Source organism: Chitinophaga sp. G7 BAM 1005 (genome assembly GCF_057126945.1).
Genome location: NZ_CP181478.1, coordinates 3490172 through 3512907, shown reverse-complemented (window position 1 = coordinate 3512907; position 22736 = coordinate 3490172). Strand labels below are relative to the sequence as shown.

Below are 22736 nucleotides of genomic sequence, written 5' to 3'. Positions count from 1 at the left end.
TTAATCAGTTTTTTTATTGCCATCCGGGGTTTTGTGTTAACACCTGGTCCAGTACTATTTCACTGCCGGGAATCGGCAACAGGGAATACTTTTGAGGATCAACCAGGAAATTGGTAGCAGCCACTCCTGCGGGCGTAACGTAGTTGGTGGGCGCATAGTTGTCGTTGTTGGTAAGCACCTGCTGCATGGCCTGCGTCATTTTGCCCCAGCGTATCAGGTCCTGCCGGCGGATGCCTTCAAAACAGAGTTCGCGGGAGCGTTCATCCATGATATCCTGCATGGTGAGCGTGGTGGCATCAAAGCCCGGCACAGGTGTGTTGGGCGGGTAGCCGTAGGCGCGTCTTCTCACCTGGTTATAATATTCCAGTGCTGTAGCGCCCGTGCTGCCATTGGCTTTCAGCTCCGCTTCCGCCGCCATCAATAGCACATCTGCATAACGCATGATGGGGAAGTTGCAGGAAGTATTATTCTGCAGGCGGCTTGGCGGCAGGTTAATTTCATATTCCCTTCTCCATTTACCTACACAGCGGTCGTATGTTGTTGGATAACCCACTCCGCCGGATACCACGTTGATAGCCGTGAGTTTCCCGCCGCTTACGGTGGCTGTAGCTACGGCTTCATTGGGCGCTGTAACAGATGGGTTGGTAGATGAATTGGTACCGTAAGAAGTAAAGCTGATGGCCGGAGCGGAGGTGTAGCCGCTGCCGGGGTTATCGATTACCACAGATGTAATGGCGCCCTGTGCATTGGTATAAGCCGTGGCGGTAGCGCCGGTACCATCGCCGCTGATGTTTACAGTGAGGGTGTAATACCGGGTGGTGGCGGCGCTTTTATATACATAGGGTGCAATGGCCCAGTCTCTCCGCTGATCGCCGGGGCCATACAGGTTGTATAAACCCGGATGTACCCGGTAAGTGCCGGGCGAATAGCCATTCACACCTGTAATGCCTGCATCGGGGCAATATACGCCCATTACAGCACCCAGCTGTTGCGTAACGAGGTAGCCGGTGCCTGCATAGGTGCCGGTAACATTTGATTTGGATAAGAATGCGGCATCCCAGATGCTTTCCGTGGCGCCGTTATCATTCATATTATTCTGCATCTTGTTGATGAAGAGGCGGGCATATGCCGGGGTATTGGGATAAAGCGGATGTGGTGAACTGATTAAACTGTGTGCATTTGAATTGATCAGCTTTTGTGCCCAGAACAGGGCATCTTTATAACGCGCTGCGTCATTCATGGGGTTACCGGCCATTTTGAGGTACACCCTTGCGAGAATGGCTTCCACGGCAGATTGTGTAACAATGGTAGGCGTGTTTACCTGTGCCATTTTGGGTACGAGGCTATCGGCTGCTATCATTTCTTTCACAATAAAAGAATAAATATCTTTTGATGGGGTACGGGGGAGATTATAATTGGTACCCAGCTCTGTGGCCAGCATTGTTTTGAGCGGCACATCCCCGAAATGGGTCACCAGCAGGTAGAAGTAGTAAGCCCTCAGGAAGCGGGCCTGTCCTTTAATCTGCGAACGTTTGGTTTCATCCATCTGTGGTTTGTCGGCCACATCGAGGATCACGTTGGCATCTTCAATACCCTTGTATAAATTCCGCCATAGCAGCAGTACATTCTGTTCGGTATTACTGATATGGTAAAACTCCGTGAGCGTAACGGTATAACTGGCGTTGCTGCGGAAGCTCTCATCGGCGCCGGCGTTAATGTAGCCCCATAACCCAAAGCCATACACCGGGTCCTGCTGGAGGATATTGTACATGCCGGCCACCTGTTCATCCAGCTGCGCTTCGGTGGTAAACGTGATAGGGCGGAAGGTGGGAGGATCGAGCGTTACATCCATCTTACAGGAAACTGCGAGTATGCATATGAGTGGAAGTAGTAATTGCTGCAAGTTTTTCATAACAACATTTTAAACATGGAATCAGAAAGTAGCGGTAATACCAAAACTGAGTGTAAATGCGCGTGGATAAGCCGTATAATCGAGTCCGCCGGATAAGGCGGAGTAACTGCTGCTTGGTTGCAGGAACGTATAACCGGTACCGCTGGTGGCGGTAACGCCGGGGGTGTTTCCCGGTGCATTGGCAGGGTTTTGTACCCTGAAAGACGACACCTCCGGATCAATGCCGGAGTATTTAGTGATAGTGAGAATATTCTGCGCTGCTACATATGCTCTCAATCCTTTGAAGCCTGCGCGGCGGATAAGTTCGGGTGGAAGGTCATATCCCAGCGAAATAGTCTTGAGCCGCAGGAAGGAGCCATCTTCTATGTAGCGGGAGGTTACTTTCGGCGTAGAGCTGCCGGCATCGCCCCTGTTGTTGTATAATGCCCTGGGCACATCGTTGGTAGGATTGGTTGGGGTCCACCGGTTGGCGTACTCTGCAAACTGGTTGCCATTCGGGAAATAGCCACCGGTGGAAGCAAAGGCCATCCTGTTGGCGTTTAGTATTTCATTGCCATAACTCCATTGCAGGAAAATATTCAGGTAGAAATTTTTATAGTTAAAATTATTGGAGAACCCGCCGGTATGAATAGGAAGCGGGCTACCCAGCGTAGTTTGGTCGTTTACATCCACTACGCCATCGCCGTTAATATCCTGGTATTTCGGATCGCCGGGCTGAATACCGGTAGCATAGCCGGGTAAGCCGTTTTTCAGGATATATTTGCCATTGCCTTGTTTAACAAAATCATCGTATTGATATACGCCGGCCCATTTATAGCCATAAAACTGCGAGATGGGTGCATCTACTTTGGCAATCCAGCCGGTGGTGCTGTTACCACCAGGAAGATCGTAGCGTGTTTGCATTACTTCAAAGCCGTCATAAAATTTAACAATCTTTCCTTTATTAAAACTAATATTGAAGCTACTGCTCCAGTTGAAGTTTTTTCCTTTGATATTAACGGTGTTGATGGTGAGTTCAAAACCTTTATTGCTGATTTCCCCGGTGTTTTGGTATTGGGTATTGAAAGAAGTGATACTGTAACCGGCTAAATATGGAATTTGCACCAGCAGCAGGAAGTTTTTTGTTTTCCGGTTGTAATAATCTGCATCCACGGAGATCCGGTCGTTGAAGAAGCTGAGGTTCAGCCCGAGATCCAGTTCTGTAGTGGTTTCCCAGGTGAGGTTGGCGTTACCGTTTCCAAAAGGTACGGTACCTCTCGTATAGGAGTTGTTGAAGGGATAACCGAACTGTGTGCCGCCGGCCAGGGTAGCCAGGTAGCTGAAGTCGCCCACCTTGTTGTTGCCCACGCTGCCGTAACTGGCCCTGAACTTACCATCGTTCAGTACCGACCGTAAGCCCGCTGCGAAAGATTCTTCCGTAAATCTCCAGGCAAAGGCGCCGGAAGGGAAGTATCCCCATTGCTTGCCTGCTGCGAATTTTGAAGAGCCATCGGAGCGCGCGGTGGCGGTGAACAGGTATTTATCTTCAAAGGCATAATTCAGCCGCCCTAAAAAAGAGAAGATCTGCCAGCGCGAACCGCCTGAATTGGGCGAAGCGGCGGTGCCGCCACCAATGCTTTTAATGCCCAGGTATTCGGTCGACTGTGGCACATTGATGGATCTGAAACCGGTATAGTTGTTAGTAGCATATTGATAGGTGAAACCTGCCAGCGCATCAATCATATGTTTTTTCCCGATCGTAGTTCTATAGTTCAGGATATTTTCACTGAGATAATTACTGTTCAGCTGATTGTTGATAGTACCGTTAATACCGTTCACATTTGGTACAGCGCCTGCTTTGTTTCTGAATAAATTGCCCTGTTGTGTTTGTGAGTTATAAAAGGTTTCGGATTTCAGGTTGGTGGCGTTATAACCGCCGGAAATTTTCAACCTGAATTTTTTCAGGAAGGTATATTCCAGGAAGGCATTAATAGTGCCCGTGTTGTTGATGCTTTTCCGGTATTCATTCTGCGCCTGGAGTAACGGATTTACAAGGTTATTCCCCAGGGTGGCATTGGAGGTGCCGTTGTTGAAATCTTCCAGTGCAAGGCTGTCGATTACTTCATTAAGCAGGTCCTGGTTGCCCACGCCGGAAACTGGCCGGTATTGCCACATGCCCTGAACTACGCCGCCGCTGGCAGCTGCGGCAGGTATGGTGCCATAAGACGTGGAATTGGAATATCCGGCGGTGATGCCCATCCGTATGTTTTTATTCAGCCGTTGATCAAGCGTGAATTTGCCGTCATATCTTTTCAGGCCGGTATTGATGATAATTCCTTTCTGGTCGTAATAGTTGCCACTGATGGAATACCGGGTGTCTGCGGTGCCGGCGCTGATATTCAGGGAATGGTTTTGGGTAAGACCGGTTTGCACCAGCAGGTCCTGCCAATCGTATCCCGGATTGTTTTTATAGGAGTCCAGTGTAATGCCGTGCGCAGGATCGAGGTAAATGAGTGCATTGGTATTGACTGGTGTGCCGGGTGTACTCCTGATACTATCCAGTTCGAGTTGTAGTTTTACAAATTCGTAAGGGCTGAGCATCTCCATTTTCTTTGTGATTTGCTGCATGCCCAGTGCATAGCTGTAAGTAACTCTTGGGGGGCCTGGTTTCCCTCTTTTTGTATTGATGATGATAACGCCGTTGGCGCCTCTTGCACCGTAAATGGCGATAGAAGAAGCATCTTTGAGTACTTCCAGGGAGGCGATATCATTTGGGTTGATGGAGTTGATATCCATATTTTCAATGGGGAAGCCGTCTATTACAAACAGGGGAGAACCATCCTGGCTCACGGAGCTTCCCCTTACCACAATTTTGGAGGCGGCGCCCGGCTGTCCGTCGTTGGAGCTTACTTCCACGCCGGCAATGCGCCCGGCCAGTGCCTGGTCGAAAGAGGCTACGGGGGCTTTCTGCATGTCTTCCACATTGGCCTTGCCTACAGATCCGGTGAGGTCTCTACGCGTGGTAGTGCCATAGCCGATCACAATTACTTCATTGAGGCCGCTGTTAGCGGGCTTTAATTTGATATCCTGGAAGTGCAGGTCGTTAACCGGTACTTCCAGCGGCTCATACCCAATAAAGCCGATCTGTAAAGTGCCGGTGGGTTCCGGCAGGGCGATGGAGAAATTTCCGTTAGCATCTGTAACCGCCGCCGCCGTTGTATTTTTAATCCGCACCGACGCCCTGGCTAAGGGCTGGCCGGTATCGTCCGTAACCCTGCCCTGCAGCTTTTCCTGTTTAGGGGAAGGTGAAGCAGCATTATCTTTCTTCTTCAGGATAATATAGGTATCGTTAAATGTCCACTCGATATTTTTATCTTTCAATACCGTATTAAGTACTGCCGGTAAATCGCTTCCGTTGAAGTCCACTTTCATTTTTTCCTTATCGTTCAGAATAAGGTTGTTATAAAAAACGGTGTAACCGGTTTGCTGCCGGATGGCTTTGAAGATGTCTGCCAGGCTGATGGCGGCATTCCCGCTTTTCAGGGTTACCTGTTTTTGCCCCTGCGCAAAAACAACCGGCTGATTAAGCCAAAAGAAGAGCAGCAGTCCTTGCAGGAAAGGACTCCATTTGGGTGGAATTAGCTTCATAACGTAGCATTTGGTATCTATTAGAGACATGATTTTATTTAAAACGGGTGAAGGGGGGCCAGGAATCCTTCGGGCCTTCATTTTTCTATCAGAAAAGGGACCCTGCATCTTCATGAAATTTTTGCTACAGTTTTTACAGATAACGGTGCATCGGAAAGGACTTTAATCAATAACGGCCTGGTAAAAGAAGGGGAGCTGGTGGACCAGTATAAAGTAGACGATATTTATAAAAGCGTTTATCAATACAGGTTAACGAAGCAGGAGTATGAGTAAGCGATCTCACCCATATGAAGGGGGGATAGTGCATGGATAGTGCATTAACAGTGCATGAGGAGTGCATGAGGAGTGCATGAGGAGTGTATAGATAGTGCATGGATAGTCCATGAGATACCCATATCCGAAGTATTGCAGAGGCATCTGCGAAGTAACGGGTATATCTCATGTGCACAATTATTGAAAATGATCACTTTTGCAGGGTGGCATAAAAATGAGAAATTTAGAATTCCGGTCAAGAAAGGGGAGTCTCTACGCATTCAACCATTCGTATACTTCTTTTAATAATTGCCACTCTACCCATTGCCGCATTTCGCCATCACTGGATACCTGGTCGGAGGGAATACTCCTGGAATGCCAGCCTATCTTTGACCCTTCCTTAACAGCCATGCCGGGATAGCACTGTAAGGGAATATACATGACTGCATTGCCATCTGACTGGAGCTTTAATTTTTGCTGGATCTCGGATTGTAGAAGCATGCCTTGTGCCGGGAAGTTGGTTCTGCCCGTAGGAAATCCGTGCCCGACAGTAACCAGGACGGTTTTAGCGGATTTGTCAATAAATGGCTGAACATTGGAAAAATCACCTGCATATGGTATCCAGCTATTTTGAATATAGGGATTTTCCCGTCGTATCAAAAGGTTATCAGCGGGGCGGAATACTTGTACATGCGCTCCCAGGGAGCCTAATATTTTAACGATGTCGTTTACCTGTTTGGCATGTATGCTTTCCTGTTCCACGGCCTGTTGCACCCCGCTATCTTTGACGTTTCCTTTGTGAAGGTTGTCCATATCCTCATCCGGGTGAAACCGTACCTTACTAAAGACGGTCTTTGACCACCCCTCTGCACCTCCCTGATCCACATCAGGGTCGGAATGGCCTATTGCGGCGTTTTTGATGGCTGTTATCTGAAACTCTGTTAACTGAGTACCTGCCCAAAGTACCACCGCTTTAAAATCAATGGTGATCGGTTTTACAATGACAAATTTTTCCCCTTCATCCTTCATTTCCGCTTTACTGCTTTCTTTCTCTTTTTCGACTCCTTTCGCTGCTGGTTTACTTTCTTTTACTGGTTCCTGGTAATCATAAAAGTCCTGCTCTTCTTCCCATTCCTCGTTTTCTTCCCATTCCTCGTTTTCTTCACCTTCCTCGTTTTCTTCACCTTCTTCTTCCAGGTCTTCTTCATTTCCTTCCTCCTGGTCTTCTTCAGGCTCTCCCAATAGTATGTTAGTGATCTCCATTTGGTCATAATCCCTTCCTGATTCGATCATCCTCTTAAATTTCTGATATTCTTTAGAACGTTCATTATGTAATCCCTCAAATATTTCACCCAGATCTTTGAGCAGGTCCTGCACTTTTTTATCCTGCATACTCCGGGAACCGTCGTACGCACGCTGAACTACTTGTTGTGCTGAAAACTGGGATGGTACTGCCGGCAGGGATATGCCTCCTGACCCAGCCAGGTTTCCGGCAACAGAACGCCCCTGGGGTTGATTCGAAGAGGATTTGCTATTCGCTTGTTTCATAGCATATGGTTTACTTTTGAGGGAGACTTCATTAAGGTAAGAAAAAGTTTTCAAATCTGATGGCGTTGGCGATCCTGATGAGCTTTAATCGCCTCGTTCAATAAATTTTTCAACGCGGGTTCCCGGATGTCTTTTACTGAACGGATCTCCACAAATTTATGCACTTTACCTGTTCCTGTGAGCAGATGAGCCGGGTCGGGCAGCTCCGAGCCTTTATAAAAGCCCAGTTTCACGCCTTTTTTGGACAGCATAATAGTACAGATCATATCTTTATACCCGGGGCCGTAGCCATAGCCCACGATGTTCGCCGGCTGGTCGGCCTGCTCAGTAATGTTTTCAAGATGCTCCAGTAAAAACACCCGGAGCTGAAATGCCAATGCCGAAATATTTTCGTCATACCGGTTAAGGATTTCTTCTACTGCTGCATTCCCCGGCGATGTTTGAAGCGGTTTCATAGCAAGTGGTTTTGTACCTGCTGCAAAAAAGCAGGATAGCAACGACAAAATAACAAAAAGGGTGCTCCCAACAGCACCCCTTACTTTTTTACCTGGCTGGTTCAGCCGGACAATATTGATACTACATGTGAAATACATTAAACTTATGACCATCAGGATCAGCAAACACGAAGCCATAATAACCCTTTCCAAACTCTTCCGGCCTGGAAACGATTGTTCCCCCCGCCTGCTGCACCTCTTTCTCCCAATTATCAACTTCTTCCTTTGTATCAGCAGAAAGGGTGAATATAATTTCATTTCCTGCTTTGGTATCAATTATTGGTCCCATTATGGCGGGTTCAAGTACATCCTTCAAAAAGAAATGGATGATAAAGTTTTCTTCACCAAAGAAGAAGCTGGTCAGTTGCTCCGACGCTCCGTTTGATTTAAACCCAAGTTGTTGATAGAATTTAGTGGTTCGTTCTAAATTCTGGACACTGAAATTGGCCCAGATTTTTTTTGCTTTCATAACTAACGGTTTTATGTTTAATAGCTTTTCTTTTTGATGCGCCGGATTTATAAAAATGGAACATTCTTTCGGAATGCTCATCAGCGTCTCAAAAATAGTCCATAAACTTATTAATCAGGGTGGCAATTTGTGAAATCTTCAGGGGGTATTTCTGCCATTCTTATAGTACAAAGGGCATAAAGCTTACGAATATTCCAGATGCCTGTTTAAAGTAAATTCGCTACTTTAAAGCAAACATTTCCTTACATATGCATAAATGGTTGCTGTTACTGATATTAATTCCTGCACTGGCTTTTTCGCAGGAAGACCGTAAACTTGAAAAGGGGTTGAAGGATATCATCACCGGGTTTCACGGTGATGTAGGGGTGTATGTGAAGAACCTGAGAACCGGCAGGTATGCAGCGATCAATGCCGATACTATTTTTCCTACGGCCAGCATTGTGAAAATTCCTATCCTCGTGGGCATGTTTGATAAAATTGAGAAGGGCGAGCTGAAGTATCATCAGCCGCTGATTTACCGGGATTCCATTAAATATGGCGGATCGGGACTGATGCAGTTCTTTAAAGACAGCACCGCTACGGAGTTGAGTGTGCTGCTGGCGCTGATGATGTCTTACAGCGATAATACTGCTTCCATCTGGAACCAGTTGCTGGCAGGAGGGGGGCAACGCATCAATGAGCTGATGGAGCAATATGGACTTGCGGTTACCCGGGTAAATTCCCGCACTCCCGGGCGCGCGGAAATCTGGAAGGTATATGGCTGGGGCATGACTACCCCCCGCGAAATGGCTACCCTGCTGGTGAAGATCCGTAATGGAGAGGTGATCAGCAAAGCAGCTTCCGAACGGATGTACCGGTTAATGACCCACGGATATTATGATGAAACCGGCCTGTCGGCTATTCCGCCTTATGTGCAGGCCGCGCATAAAACCGGTTCACTGGATGCGTCCAGGTCCGAAGTGATACTGGTAAATGAACCGCGTGGGGAATATGTTTTTTATGTGGGCACCAAAAATAATAAAGATCAGCGCTGGACAGATGATAACGAAGCGCAGGTGCTGATTAAGAATATTTCTGCTTACCTGTGGAAGTATTTCAGACATTAAAATTTTAAAGAGAATGGTGGTGTGCTCAATACGATCGTATAAATAGGGAAGCCCGGCCCCATCTTGCCGGGTTTTTATAAAGCCGTAAATCCCAGCTGCAATACTTCTTCCAAAAACGGCACCTGTTTTTCATTGATCAGCTTTACGGCCTCCTGCGAGGTAAACCAACCGGCTTTGTCTATTTCAGGATAGGTTTTGTGCTTCCCGCTTTTAGGAGGCCACTCTATTTCAAATGTATTGCTTACTATTTTCGCAGGATCGGGGTTGCCGAATGCAGCCCAGCAATGTACCTGCTTGCCACCTTTTTGCGTAATGGAGGTAAGCCGGGTGAAAGGAGGAGCCGGCTTATAACCGGTTTCTTCTTCAAACTCCCTGACAGCAGTGTTTAGCGGATCTTCGCCCGGCATAATTTCTCCTTTGGGAACGGTCCACCAGCCGGCGTCTTTCTTTGCAAAAAAAGGACCACCCGGATGTACCAGGAAAAACTCAGGCCCGTTGTCAGCAGAACGGAGGAGCAAAATGCCGGCGCTTTGTTTCATATGGTGAAGAATTTATACGGTGAACTTCCGGATCAAACTTACAACAATCCCCATACCAGACCGCAAAATTCCTGCTGGCAGGCAGCGAAGTATATAAACTGTAATTAACGGTGAAAAGTTTTTTCCAGGCTCCTGCCTTTCTTTAACCGGAAGTGCAGGAATAATAAAGCAATAGCCACCAATAGCACGCATAAACAAACAATGAGGCTCCATTCCAGGCGAATCTTCCCGGTGTGGTAAAAAGACAGTATGCCTTCTATGGCTACGCACAATACCGCGCTGCCAATAAACGCATAGGCAATAAGATTCACACCTTTCGAAAGCGTACGCCGGATGACGTCAAGCAAAATGGCGGTAATAAGACTGGCTACCAGTAGTACAGGAATCGCGATGGTGGCAGCCCAGCTGAGCCCGCCGGTAAACGCATCCAGCAGCAGTAAAAGAACCGCTGAAGTGATAAATCCTCCCAGCATACGGGCCGTACTGCTACCAGACCAGAAGGCAAAGAAAGAAACATACGAGAAAATAGTAAGACAAACAGCCACGGGATATTCCGACCAGGAAATGGTTTTATTTATAATAAGATTGATGAGCAGCGCTGCCACAATGGAGGAAATCAGCACCAGGGATACAATTTCCCACACCAGTTTCTTTTGCTGCCTGGTGAGCGTTGCAGCCGGTTGCATTGCTGTATTCCTGCTATTGTCAAGGGGTCCAGGGCTTGCGCTGCTTGTACCGGCTTCGTAACCACACAGCGGACATACCTGCATATCATCTTCCAGTATTACGCCACAGTTATTACAATACTTCATATGGTCACGAATTTATTATTTTAACAGCGATGCCCTGATGCGTTAAAAATGTCAGAAAATATCTTTCCAGTTCTTTGGATGTAGTGATATTACCAAAGCTTAATACGAGGTTGTCGCCAAATCCGGCAACGCCGCAATTTACTCTCAATACCTTGTTGGGCGGCGGCGCTATAAATATAAACTGCTTAATCAGGTGATTGGCATCCGCGCCGAGGTCTATCTTTCCCAGGTTGGTTACCACACCACTATATTGCTTCGTGCCAATAATATACAGCCTGGAAAGGAACAGTGATTTCAGGAAAAGCGGGATATTCCTGACAAGCGTATTGCGTTCACCGCCCACATTGCGCGAAATCATTTTATTGATCAGCTTCTGATCGGTTTCCAGTTGCATCTGGTGATATACTGTTTTAACGATCTCCTCAAACGTATAATGTCCCAGCCGGAGATCAATCTGTGGAAGTATATACAGCGAGAAGTTTCTCATAGACTGTGTGGGATACAACTTGCGCAGGTTAAGGGGCACTTCAATACGTAATATTTTCCTGTTGATATTCTTTTTTAACCGGGGTTGCTGTTCGTGAATTTGCTGGAGTGCGTGGAGATAAACAGCGGTGAGATATACGGTGAGGCTCACTCCCAGCGCCTTTGCCTTTTTTGAAAGCTGGGCTATAGGCATGATGGCCGTAAGCACACTGAACCTGGGTTTTCCTTTTAAAGAGAAGGGAACATGAAACGCGCCGGGCGTTTTTATATGCGGCGCATCAATCTTTTTAAAATACCTGCTATAGGCATCTTCATATTCTTCCGGCGCCGGCTTTTTCCCGGGATCATAAAATTCCGGTTTATCAGCAAGCGGAATAGAGCATTTTTCAAAATACACCAGTAGTAATGTCTTCAGAAATTCAAACGCCCCGGTGCCATCTGTCAGGATGTGCGAAAATTCAACGCTGATCTTATTTTCCTTTACCAGTATGCGGAACATCAGTTCCCGTTTTTTGAAGGCGCGGCAGGGTGTCCCCAAATCTGCCTCTACCGGGATGGGGCCGTGTTGCTGTTCGAGGTAATACCAGAAAAAGCCTGCTTTAAGTGTTACTTTATAATAGGGGAAACGGTTCTCAATTTCATTAACGGCTTCCAGCATGGCCTTTGCCTTGACCCGGTCTTTTAATACAACAGCCACGCGGAAAACAGAGGTCAACTCTTTATCCTTGATTGCCGGATAAATTTTTGCTGCATTATCCAGGCGGAGCCAGAAGTCGTTTGTTTGAATATTAGGCATACCTTACCGATTGTAAATATTATGCCAGCAACACCGCTGTCATATTTAAAACAGATCAATTTGGCCAGTATACAAAGTAAATTATTCGCTTTTTTTCTCCGGTTAATCGGGAAGAAGCATTTTTTAAAAACACTGCTGGCCGCAGGCAGGCAAAATTTTTATAGTAGTCCGGAACCAACAGCTAAGGTATACAAATTTTGTGTAGTGGATAAACGTCTGATAAACGACCATCCTGTTTTTACCCTGCAATCCCGCGCCGGGAGAGGGCGGAAGCATATTCTGTATTTGCATGGGGGCGCTTATGTACAACGCTTTACCTCTCACCACTGGTCATTCATGACCAGATTGATCGCGGCCACACATTGCACCGTTTCTGCGCCGGATTATCCGTTAGCCCCGGACTTTACCTTTGAGGATACGTTTAATATGGTCCTGGCGCTTTACAAAGAACTACTTGAAAAAGTAGCAAAGGAAGATCTGATTGTTATGGGCGACTCTTCAGGAGGCGGCCTGGCATTGGCTTTATGCCAGTTATTGGTAAAGGAACAGCTGCCGCAGCCAGGGCAGCTGATCCTGCTTTCGCCCTGGCTGGATATCAGTCTCAGTAATCCTGAAATACATGAAATCATTACGCAGGATCCCTTTATAGGACTGGAAGGGCTTTTACAGGCCGGCAGGATCTATGCCGGCAATGCGCCGCTGGACCATTACCTGCTTAGCCCCATCTATGGTTCGTTTAAGGGATTGGAGCATATTTCTGTTTTTGTGGGGACCCGGGAAATCCTGGTGGCAGACGCGCGCAAACTGAAGAAAATGATCGATCCGGAAGAGGTACAGTTTATTTATGTGGAGTATCCGGGTATGGTGCACGACTGGATGCTCGTTAACTTACCTGAATCCAAACAGGCACGGCAACAAATCATTTCCATTATTGAAACCGGCGGGTTATAAAATGGGGGGCAATCAAATCCAGTAAAATAAATATACGACCGGTGCTAAAATAAGCGGCTAAAATTTCGTTACTTGACGGGAATTTTAAATTGATAGCATCCATGCACGAAGATATAGCATCGTATCAGCCGGAAGCAGCCGTAAAACGGAGTTTGTACACCAGGATCTTTACCAATCTCACCTTTTGGGTGCTCATTGCTATTATTGCCGGAGTATTATTAGGCAGCCTGGCGCCTGCCACCGGTGTAAAGATGGAAATCATAGGAAAAACCTTTATCGATATTATCAAGCTGTTTATTGCGCCGATTATTTTCCTGACCATTGTTTTGGGCATCAGCGGAATGGATGATCTGAAAAAAGTGGGTCGTATTGGTGTTAAGTCGCTTCTTTATTTTGAGGTAGTTTCCACTATTTCACTGGCCGCCGGTGTGTTGATGGCATTATTGATCAAGCCGGGAAAAATTGATAAGTCGAGCCTGCAAATTGAAAATGCTTCCAAATATACTTCCGGTGCAGCAAAGAGTTTCGACTGGCTTTCCTTCTTTCTGAGTAATATGACGCTGCAGGTATTGGTAGCCGCTATCATCATCGGGGTATTGCTCAATTACTCGAAATACCGGCTGGTGGTGATCAGGGGCCTGGGTAAACTCTCCAAACTGGTTTTCAAGGCACTGAAGTATGTGATGTACCTGGCTCCGCTGGGGGCTTTCGGAGGAATGGCCTATACCGTTGGCAAGTTCGGTTTGCATACATTGGTACCACTGGCCAAATTAATGGGCACTGTATACCTGACGATGGCCGTTTTCATTTTCCTGGTACTCGGTGGTATTTTGAAGTACTATAAAATGAGCATCTGGCGTTTTCTTAAATATATCAGGGAAGAACTTTTACTGGTACTGGGTACTTCCTCTTCAGAATCGGCCTTGCCTTCTATCATGCTGAAGCTGGAAAAAATGGGTTGCAGTAAATCGGTAGTAGGACTGGTAGTGCCAACCGGCTATTCCTTTAACCTGGATGGTACCTCTATTTACCTGTCGATGTCTGTTATTTTTATTGCCCAGCTATATGATGTACATCTCGCTATCGGGGAAATCCTCACTATTATAGGAATACTGATGGTTACCTCGAAAGGCGCCGCAGGCGTAACCGGCAGCGGCTTTATAGTATTGGCTTCCACACTTACGGCTATTCATAAAATTCCGGTAGAAGGGCTTGCTTTCCTGTTGGGCGTAGACAAATTTATGAGCGAAGCGCGTGCCATCACTAACATTATAGGGAATGGCGTGGCTACCATAGTTATTGCAAAAAGTGAAAAGGAATTTCATCCACCGGCGGAAGAAGCCGTAGAGTATGCAGAGGAAATGTACTAACAGAACAGCCGGCCCTGATATGGAGAGCCGGCTGTTTTCATTTATCAGTTTATTTTTACACGGGCTACTTTGCCATTAATGCCTTTGCTCGGTATGAGTGTTACCACCACAAATTCATCTTCATAGCTTCGTTCAAAAATATTCACCAAATACTCAGGTGAATCCTTTTTTACATTAATAATGCAGAAGTCATCGTTCACAGATCCGTCTGGTAAATCAGATGCCCTGATGCTGCAACCTGGCCTTACACCATATAGTCTTAAGGAACGGATTCCATCATTATGTACCGGCTCGAAATCCTGGCCGGGAACGTCTTCTACTGTTTGTACAATGTTCTGGGTGGCATTGTTGCCTTCATAAAAAACGATAAGCCCCATTTGATTAAAATTTGAGGGTGAAGAATAAATAAATAATTACCTGATAATCCTGCAGGATATAAGTTTAGGAGCCAACAACGGTGCAACAACTATAACAATAAGTGATCAATGAAAAAGGATCTGGGTTTTCCGGGTTTCATATATGGTTATTTTCACGGCGATGAAATTAATAAGAATATTCATCATTAAAAAATATTATTGGCATTCCTAACGTGATATAGCAATGTTTGATAGCTGTTTATTTTTTTATAGGAATCACTTATTATCATTATTTTTAAGTTAAGTAAACAGATAGTATTGGAAAGAACAGAATGGTTCAACAGAATATTCAACTACCGGTTACCCATAAACGTTAAAATAACATCCTATGCGCAAATTATTATTGTTGCTTATCAGTGTATACCCTTTTTCCCTCCACGCCCAGGATCACTTTGAGCTGAGCGGAAAGGTAGATGGTTTGCATAATGGCGACAAAATTTATCTTGTTTACCAGGTGGAAGATCAACGGATCACAGATTCCACAATGGTGACAGATGGCCGTTTTGTTTTCAGGGGAAAACTGGAATACCCGGTTTACACAGGGTTATTTCTTAACCAGAATCCCTATGTGCAGCGATTGACAGCGGGCCAACAAATGGACTACGTGAGGCTATACCTGGAACCCGCCGCCTTTACCGTGGAATCCCGTGATTCACTGAAAAACATTGTGATCAAAGGCTCGCCTGTAAACGATCAGCAGGCGGTGCTACGGTCTATGCTGAAAAAAAATGATGAGCAGTTTACTGCGCTGACAAAAGAATTTGAAGCGCTGCCGGAAGCCCGGCAGAAAGACAAAAAAGTATATGATGCTTTCGTAGCGCGCGAAAACCAGCTACTTACGGAGTCGTACCAGGTTTACCTGGAGTTTGCCCAAAAACACCCGGCATCTTATCTCAGCGTGGTGAGTCTTACCCAGGCAGCCGCCCATCCTGGAATGGCTGCAGCAGCAGGGAAGGCATATGAACGCCTGGCCCCCCATCTGAAAAATTCTCCCCTGGGAAAAAGAATCCCGGTTTTACTCGCCTCCAGAACAAACACAGAAATGGGCAAGCTGGCGCCCGACTTTACACAATACGCCCCCGATGGCAAAGCAGTAAAGCTCTCCTCATTCAGGGGCAACTATGTATTACTTGATTTCTGGGCCAGCTGGTGTGGCCCCTGCCGCAAGGAAAACCCCAACGTGCTGAAAGCCTACAATAAATACAAAGAGAAAGGATTTACCGTATTGGGCGTATCGCTGGATATGCCCGGCCAGAAAGACGCCTGGCTGAAAGCAATAGAAAGTGATCAGCTGACATGGCCACAGGTGTCGGATCTCAAAGGCTGGGATAACGTGGTGGCGCAACAATATGGCATCCGTTCCATTCCCGCTAATTTCCTGATTGATCCCACCGGTAAGATCATTGCACAAAATCTCCGGGAAGATCACCTCCAGGAGGAACTTGCACGGATCTTCAAAGAGAACTAACAAGGCAGTTTATAACATAGCTGGCGCATCCTCAATTTTGCGTCTCATCAGGATCTGCCGTTTCGTCGAGGTTATCTTTTCCGGAACCCTTGCGTAGCTGCACTTTGGGATTGCTCTGTGTGCCGGTAACGTTGAAGGGTATACCGAAGATGCCAAGGGGCGGCAGTCCCAGGCGGCCCTTCAGGTTCAGTTTCCCATCAAGACTCACCTGTCCCTCAAAGCGTGGGCGGAAGCCGGCTACCCGCATTTTTGTCCTGGCAATGGTGATGATATTATTTTTGATGGTCGACTTAATATCTATTTTAGAGAGGTCGGGATCTTTCACTTCGTCTTTGCCGGTAGAGCTGCTCATGGCGTTGAACAGTTTAAAGCCTTTCATCTTTATTTTCTTCACAGACAGTACGCCTTCTCCTTTCAGGGAAGGGTACACCGGGTGCATGTTTTCATCCAGTTTACCGCTAAGCTGGTAATCAAGTCCCACTATGCCGCTGGCGCTGGATGCGGAGGAGGCGATATCATGAAAGATCTTTATTTCGTTGTAGGCCCGTTTTATATCAAATTCTTTTGCGCTGATGTGATAGTCGAATGTTGCTTTCTTAGGCTGAATACTTACATACGTGGCTTCCATTTCTACCGGTGCGCCAATAACAGAGAAGCCCGTTTTACTCAGGCGTACTTTGTTGCTGTCTACATTGAGCTGTCCGCGGAAGCTGTCGATGGCGATGCCCTGGAAGTTTATTTTATTCACGGCTGCATTCAGTACCAGCGACAGGTTAGCGGGTACCATTACAACGCCGGAGGGCGTAGTGGCGGGCTTGCCGGCAGTTTTCGTGTCGCCGTTCACCATCAGTTCATCCACCAGGATGTAATTGCTTTTCAGATCGAATGTGCCATGCAGCGTTTGATTTTTCTGTGTAGCATAACCGATTACATTGCTGAGAAAGCCATTCAGCGTAATAAACGATTTGCCATAGCTGGCATTGAACTGATCGAACCACATTTTGTCCTGGTCGAAACGGAAAACGCCGTTTTTAATATTGAATGGCAGCGGGAATAGTTCGGCGGTTAAAACAATATTCCTCACCACCAGCGAACCTTTATTGTTTAATTTATTGTACCTGCCGGCGGTGGCATCGCTTTGCGTGCCGCGCAGTGAGAGGTCGGTTTTTATAAAGCCCTGTACATCGTAGCCCTGCAATGCAAACACCTTATATATTTTGCCGAGGTCGATGATACCGTTGGAAGTAATGTTATACCGGAGATCATCAAAGTTATTGAGATCGGCCTTTAGCATGAAGGGTTGTCCTTCAAACTCAAAGGCCACCGGTTTGAGATCTACCTGCAGGGAGCGCATGGTGCCGGTGGTATTGGTAATGGTGGCGTCTACATTTATTTTCTGAATAGGCTGGGGGTAGTATTTCGTTTGTACGGTACCGTTATTCATGGCCAGTTTGGCTGTGGTAACGGGAAACAGTCTTTTTGCGGGTACATAGCTGCCTTTTGTGACGATGTTGATATTCAGATCGCCGGTTACATCCAGGCTGTCCATTTTATAAAACTGTTTGATATCGCCGAGATGTAATACCGATGCGAGCTGCGCATCAATCACTGGTTCCTGCGCGTTGTGAAGCCGGAAGAAACCTTTGATGTAGTTACTCAGCATATCCGCGTTGATGTCGGCAATGTTGAGATACGTATGTGCGTAGTCGTTATCCGGGCAGCCGGCGTCCACATTGAAGCTGATATTATTGAGCGCCTGTGGCATGGACGTGAATTTGAAGTAGCCATTCCGCAGGGTGGACTTCAGGCTGAATGCGGGAACGCTGGTGATCACCGTATCCGCCTGCTTGCGGAGGCCGCGGTATACAACACCTTTGGCATACCTGCCATCGGCCTGCAGGTGTGCCTGCAGCCTCCCTTTCATATCAAAGGATTGTCCGCCTATCGCCTTGTTCCATTTTTCCAGGTCGATGTCGGTATTCAGCTTTACGTGAATGTCGGGTGTGGCAAGTCCCTGTACACGGATCACAGAGCTGAAATAATCTTTATCAATATTAAAGAAGATAGAATCCACATTGATATAAAGGCTGTCGGGGTTAAGCTGTGGCAGCCTCGACTGGAAATTGAGGAAGAGATGCTTTATTGGAGCAGGGGCTTTGTCATTGGTAATTATGCCTTCCCTTACTTTCATGTTGAAGGTTACATCGGGCATGGTGTTGGTTTCCGCGATGTATTGCCCGATCAGGCTGGCATTCACATCGGCGGTTCCCTGTATATCTGTTTTATTCATCCAGGTCACGTATTCCGCGGGGAGTGCGCTGAAAATGGCATGCAGGCCTGATTCCATCGAACTAAGGCGGAAATCCATCCGGTAGCCGTTTTTCAGGAATCCGAAGGAGCCGTTCAATCGTACCGGTAGCTCATTCAGTTTCAGGTCATTCTTTTCAAAAATCAGGTCAAGGGAGTTGGTGTTGATCTTGGTGATCAGTTCTCCGTTTAATTTTTTCGACAGGATATAGGAGGTACCCGCATAGGTTAGGTCAAAGGCGCCGATGCTAACCCGTGAGTGCAGGTCGAACTGCGCTTTGCTCAGATCGCCTTTACCGGTATAGTTCACATCTTTGGCCTGGATGTACATGGGCAGGGACTGGTCATCATAAATGATGTTGCAGTTTTCCAGCTGTATGCGTTCTATTTTCAGGGAGGCGCTGCCGCTGTCGGCTTTGCTGGCGGCGGTGGCTGGCGCGGATTTGTATACATTATAATTCGGATGTCCTGCGGCATCTACCAATACGTGAATATCTCCCCGGGTCAGGTAAATTTCATCGATGTTGATGGCGCTGGAAAAAATGCTGGACAGGTTCACACCAAGTGCTACCTCGTTGGCCGCTATCAGGGTATCCTGTTTAAAAGGAGCGGCGCCCTTTAAGCTAAAATCGTAGAGGGTAAGCGTCAGCGAGGGAAAATGGTTGAAAAACGACAGCCGTGCACGGGAGAAGTTCAGATCCCCGGTAATACTATTATTGGTCCATGTTTTTATTTTATTGGAGATGGCCGTTGGAAAAAGAACGGGAAGCAAAAATAATAAAAGAAAGATAGCAGCGATTGATATTGAAATAATTTTCAATGTCTTTATAGCTGTTCTTTTTACGATAGCATTGCGCATAGCCTATGGTTACGCGCTAAAGGTAGTTATTTTTTATGAGCCCGCTTAAATTGCGCTATGGTCGGAAAGCAAATAAGCGCTCCTAATGAAAGGACTGCCGGAATGCAAGTGGCGACACATTCGTTTTTTTCTTAAAGAGTTTGTTGAAAGACTGCGGATGTTCAAAGCCCAGCCTGTAGGCTATTTCGGCAATAGTAAGATTTCCGGAGCTTAATATCTCTTTTGCTTTTTCAATGAGGTGGTGGTGGATGTATTGCTGCGTGTTTTGCCCGGTAAGCTGACGAAGCATATCGCTTAAATAGCGTTGGGACACCTGTAGTTTGTCCGACAGGTATTGAACGGAAGGTATTCCATTCATCAATGCCTCATCATTGTTAAAGTAATCAGTGAGCAGGGCTTCCAGTTCCGCCAGCAGATCGTTGTGCAGGGCTTTCCTGGTAATGAACTGCCGGCTGTAAAAACGGTTGCTGTAATTGAGCAGTTGCTCTATCTGTGACAGGATGATATCCTGGCTGAAATGATCGATCGATAAGGATAATTCATGACCAATATTTTTAAAGATACCAGTAATGATTTCTTTCTCTTTTTCGGAGAGATACAATGCTTCCGATGCAGCGTAGGAGAAAAAGCCATAGTTTTTAATGCTTTTACCCAGCGGGTAGTTCCTGATAAAATCAGGGTGGAATAACAGTGTATATCCGCCGTAGTTAGCTTCTTCCGCGCTGGCAGCAATCACCTGTCCGGGCAGTACAAACGATAGTCCACCCTCATCAAAATCATAATGTCCCTGCCCGTATTTTATCCTGCCTTTGAAATCTTTTTTGTAGGATATCTTATAGAAATTCAGGATCATTCCTTTCCCGATTTCTGTGATATCGGCTTTGATATCACTGTAGTCTACAAGGCTCAGCAAAGGATGCAATGGTTTAGGAAGTCCCAGCGCCTGGTGCAACGCTGAAATGGAATTAAATATATGAGGAGGATTTCTTTCTTCTTTTTTCATACACCCGGATTATGACAGGAGCCCCCGGAGAACAGGGGGTCCTGCAAAGTTAAACATTAAATGGTCAGGGTTGCATCAGTTTGGTCATGCTGATCCTGTAGCCATCTGCTCCTTCCCGGTTCCTTTTATCCACCAGTATTTTCGCATCTTCCCCGGCCAGGTAGGTTAGCTGGTTTTTACCATCTGTGGCGGCTTCATACACCGTGGCGGCAATTATTCCCGGTTCGGTGAAAGTCAGCATCCCCTCTGAAAATACGGCAGACATACGGTTCATCAATGCGTCATAATCCTGATGACCGGCTATCTGCATCACGTTCATATAATTGCTTTTAATACCACCCGGCGCCACTGTTTTGATGCCTATATTGAATTGGGCCAGTTCATAGGAAATACTTTCGCTCCAGCCTTCCAGCGCCCATTTGGTAGCATTGTATACACTGGAAAGCGGGTTGGAGATGATACCAAAAACGGAAGTAGTGGTAATAAACAAACCGCTTCCCTTCTTCTTAAAATGAGGAATAAAAGCTTTGGTAACCCTTATCACACCGGTAAGGTTGGTGTCAATCTGTGCGGTGATCTGTTGTTCTGTACTGGCTTCCAGTGCGCCCACCAATCCGTATCCGGCGTTGTTGAATACCACATCTATATCGGCCAGCTCCGAGGCTGCTTTCACGGTGGCCTCTACCTGCCCGGCATTGGTAACATCCAGTGGCAACAGGATTACATTTTCGGATTGACTCAGTTCCGTTTCTTTTTCCGGTGAGCGCATGGTGGCAATTACCCGCCAGCCTTTCGACAGGAATAATTTTGCAGTGGCTTTACCCAATCCGGCTGAAGCACCCGTGATGAAAATTGTTTTCATATTGTATTGTTATTTTAAAAAGATGAATTCTTAATGATGTAATAACAATACAAAGGTGTGCAGATGCTGCCTGAACGCTGTAGCCGGTTTGGTATTTATTGTAGCCGGAATGGAATTATCCTTTCAAGATCTTCGCCTTCTCCTCGTCAAATTCAGCGGCGGAAAGAATGCCTGCATCGAGCAGTTCTTTCAGGTCAAGTAAAGCCTGTTTCTTATCTGCCATGCTTTTCCCGGCAGGCGCTCCGGCCGGAGGCGCCCCGTTTTTTACCACTTTTGCTTCGGGGGAATTATAACTGAGCAACAGGGCGGCAATTTCATTGTAGCCTTTTATGGAGGCGTAATCAATGGCCTTTTGTTCTTTGGTATTAACAACAGATACATCTGCGTGTTGTTCCAGCAGGTATTTTACGATATCCTTTTTACCATTGGAAGCGGCGTAATGCAGGGCAGTATTCCCTGATTCATCCTGGATATTTACGTTGGCGCCGCGCTCCAGCAACAGCTTTACCATGCTGAGATGGCCATTTTTAGCGGCTACATGTAACAGGCTTTCGCCACCGTAGCTATAGGTGTGATTGAGGGTAAAGGCGCTGTCCATAGAAAGACTGGAAGCGCTTTCCACCCAATCCAGGTAGCTGTTCATACTGGCGGTATCTGCGGAGAGCGGCTGACTGAAATTAACATCAATGCCCTTATCAAGGAAAAGGGTGACGATCTCTTTTTGATTATTGGCGCAGGCGTACCAGATCGGGGAAAGACCGTTTTTAGAGGTGATCAGTACATCAGCGCCGTGCTGCACAAGCAGGTTGGTCAGCGCCCGGTTGGTATCATAGCAGGCGATCAGCAGTGCGGATTCCCCCGCGTGATTGGTATGATTTACATTGGCATTATTTTGAACCAGTGCATCGGCCATTGCCAGGTTTTTGGACCGTACCGCCACTATAAGCGGGCTGTCGCCGGTTTTATTGGTGGTATTCACATCGGCGCCATGATCAATGAGCGTTTGCACCACTTCTTTATTGCGCCAGGCGGAGGCAATGAGCAGGGGCGTTTCGGCCTGGTTGTTTTCCGGGTCAACAGTAACGCCTTTTTCCAGGAGTTTTTCTATCAGTTCCTTCTGACCGGTTTTAGCGGTAAGGTGTAACAGGCTGTTTCCCTGGAGGTCGTTGATATCAATACGTGCGCCTTTTTCCAGCAGGAACAGCGCGGTTTGTTTTTGTTTTTGCAGGCAGGAAAAGTAAAAAGGTGTTTCCCCGTTATGATCTTCGTAGTCGAGATCTGCGCCGGCGTCCAGCAACAGCTTTGCAATATCCAGGTAACCGTGATGTGCAGCGTAATGCAGGGCGGTCCTTCCTTTCTCATCGGTGTAGGTAACATCTACCTCGTTGTTGGCAAGTAAAATTTCTGCTATTTTACGTTTGCCGCTTTCACAGGCAATAATAAAAGACATGGACATGGT

The 22736-nt window shown here is 46.7% G+C and carries 17 protein-coding genes; 4 read left to right on the top strand and 13 right to left on the bottom strand.

The window, feature by feature from the left end:
- Positions 1 to 13: 13 nt before the first annotated feature.
- The 5 genes from ACMXI2_RS13975 to ACMXI2_RS13955 all read right to left on the bottom strand — a co-directional run bounded on the left by ACMXI2_RS13975 (position 14) and on the right by ACMXI2_RS13955 (position 8302).
- Entirely contained in the window at positions 14 to 1912 is a 1899-nt protein-coding gene (locus ACMXI2_RS13975; protein ID WP_483782175.1) for a RagB/SusD family nutrient uptake outer membrane protein, read from the bottom strand.
- Positions 1913 to 1933: 21 nt separating this feature from the next.
- Positions 1934 to 5539 carry a SusC/RagA family TonB-linked outer membrane protein gene (locus ACMXI2_RS13970; protein ID WP_483782174.1) on the bottom strand — a complete coding sequence of 1202 codons (3606 nt, stop codon included), beginning with the start codon at positions 5537 to 5539 and terminating at the stop codon, positions 1934 to 1936.
- 525 nt (positions 5540 to 6064) lie between these two features.
- Complete coding sequence (locus ACMXI2_RS13965; protein WP_483782173.1) at positions 6065 to 7339, bottom strand: hypothetical protein; 1275 nt, start codon at positions 7337 to 7339, stop codon at positions 6065 to 6067.
- A 50-nt stretch (positions 7340 to 7389) separates the two neighbouring features.
- On the bottom strand, positions 7390 to 7794 hold the full coding sequence (locus ACMXI2_RS13960) for a DUF1801 domain-containing protein (RefSeq protein ID WP_483782172.1): 405 nt from the start codon (positions 7792 to 7794) through the stop codon (positions 7390 to 7392).
- Positions 7795 to 7915: 121 nt separating this feature from the next.
- Entirely contained in the window at positions 7916 to 8302 is a 387-nt protein-coding gene (locus ACMXI2_RS13955) for a VOC family protein (RefSeq protein ID WP_483782171.1), read from the bottom strand.
- 248 nt (positions 8303 to 8550) lie between these two features.
- On the opposite strand from ACMXI2_RS13955, the gene ACMXI2_RS13950 reads away from it, so the two are divergent.
- Positions 8551 to 9408: a serine hydrolase gene (locus ACMXI2_RS13950; RefSeq protein ID WP_483782170.1), complete on the top strand. Its 858-nt coding sequence runs from the start codon at positions 8551 to 8553 to the stop codon at positions 9406 to 9408.
- 74 nt (positions 9409 to 9482) lie between these two features.
- On the opposite strand, the gene ACMXI2_RS13945 is transcribed toward ACMXI2_RS13950, so the two are convergent.
- The 3 genes from ACMXI2_RS13945 to ACMXI2_RS13935 all read right to left on the bottom strand — a co-directional run bounded on the left by ACMXI2_RS13945 (position 9483) and on the right by ACMXI2_RS13935 (position 12041).
- Positions 9483 to 9947 carry an NUDIX hydrolase gene (locus ACMXI2_RS13945; RefSeq protein ID WP_111578402.1) on the bottom strand — a complete coding sequence of 155 codons (465 nt, stop codon included), beginning with the start codon at positions 9945 to 9947 and terminating at the stop codon, positions 9483 to 9485.
- A gap of 104 nt (positions 9948 to 10051) precedes the next feature.
- Complete coding sequence (locus ACMXI2_RS13940; RefSeq protein ID WP_483782169.1) at positions 10052 to 10759, bottom strand: DUF6320 domain-containing protein; 708 nt, start codon at positions 10757 to 10759, stop codon at positions 10052 to 10054.
- A gap of 4 nt (positions 10760 to 10763) precedes the next feature.
- On the bottom strand, positions 10764 to 12041 hold the full coding sequence (locus ACMXI2_RS13935; protein ID WP_483782168.1) for a hypothetical protein: 1278 nt from the start codon (positions 12039 to 12041) through the stop codon (positions 10764 to 10766).
- Positions 12042 to 12101: 60 nt separating this feature from the next.
- Between ACMXI2_RS13935 and ACMXI2_RS13930 the strand changes: the two genes are divergently transcribed.
- Together ACMXI2_RS13930 and ACMXI2_RS13925 are read left to right on the top strand one after the other, a co-directional pair.
- On the top strand, positions 12102 to 12992 hold the full coding sequence (locus tag ACMXI2_RS13930; RefSeq protein WP_483782167.1) for an alpha/beta hydrolase: 891 nt from the start codon (positions 12102 to 12104) through the stop codon (positions 12990 to 12992).
- A gap of 101 nt (positions 12993 to 13093) precedes the next feature.
- Positions 13094 to 14362, top strand: coding sequence for a cation:dicarboxylate symporter family transporter (locus ACMXI2_RS13925; protein ID WP_483782166.1), 1269 nt, complete (start codon positions 13094 to 13096; stop codon positions 14360 to 14362).
- Positions 14363 to 14406: 44 nt separating this feature from the next.
- On the opposite strand, the gene ACMXI2_RS13920 is transcribed toward ACMXI2_RS13925, so the two are convergent.
- Complete coding sequence (locus ACMXI2_RS13920) at positions 14407 to 14739, bottom strand: hypothetical protein (protein ID WP_483782165.1); 333 nt, start codon at positions 14737 to 14739, stop codon at positions 14407 to 14409.
- Positions 14740 to 15106: 367 nt separating this feature from the next.
- Here ACMXI2_RS13920 and ACMXI2_RS13915 point away from each other — a divergent pair, with 367 nt between their 5' ends.
- On the top strand, positions 15107 to 16246 hold the full coding sequence (locus ACMXI2_RS13915; protein WP_483782164.1) for a redoxin domain-containing protein: 1140 nt from the start codon (positions 15107 to 15109) through the stop codon (positions 16244 to 16246).
- 31 nt (positions 16247 to 16277) lie between these two features.
- Here ACMXI2_RS13915 and ACMXI2_RS13910 read toward each other — a convergent pair whose 3' ends face one another.
- From ACMXI2_RS13910 to ACMXI2_RS13895, 4 genes are all read right to left on the bottom strand, one after another.
- Positions 16278 to 19412 carry an AsmA family protein gene (locus ACMXI2_RS13910; protein ID WP_483782163.1) on the bottom strand — a complete coding sequence of 1045 codons (3135 nt, stop codon included), beginning with the start codon at positions 19410 to 19412 and terminating at the stop codon, positions 16278 to 16280.
- 82 nt (positions 19413 to 19494) lie between these two features.
- Positions 19495 to 20415, bottom strand: coding sequence for a helix-turn-helix domain-containing protein (locus tag ACMXI2_RS13905; RefSeq protein ID WP_483782162.1), 921 nt, complete (start codon positions 20413 to 20415; stop codon positions 19495 to 19497).
- Between the two features lie 64 nt (positions 20416 to 20479).
- Complete coding sequence (locus ACMXI2_RS13900) at positions 20480 to 21277, bottom strand: SDR family oxidoreductase (RefSeq protein WP_483782161.1); 798 nt, start codon at positions 21275 to 21277, stop codon at positions 20480 to 20482.
- Positions 21278 to 21392: 115 nt separating this feature from the next.
- Complete coding sequence (locus ACMXI2_RS13895) at positions 21393 to 22733, bottom strand: ankyrin repeat domain-containing protein (RefSeq protein ID WP_483782160.1); 1341 nt, start codon at positions 22731 to 22733, stop codon at positions 21393 to 21395.
- Positions 22734 to 22736 lie beyond the last annotated feature (3 nt).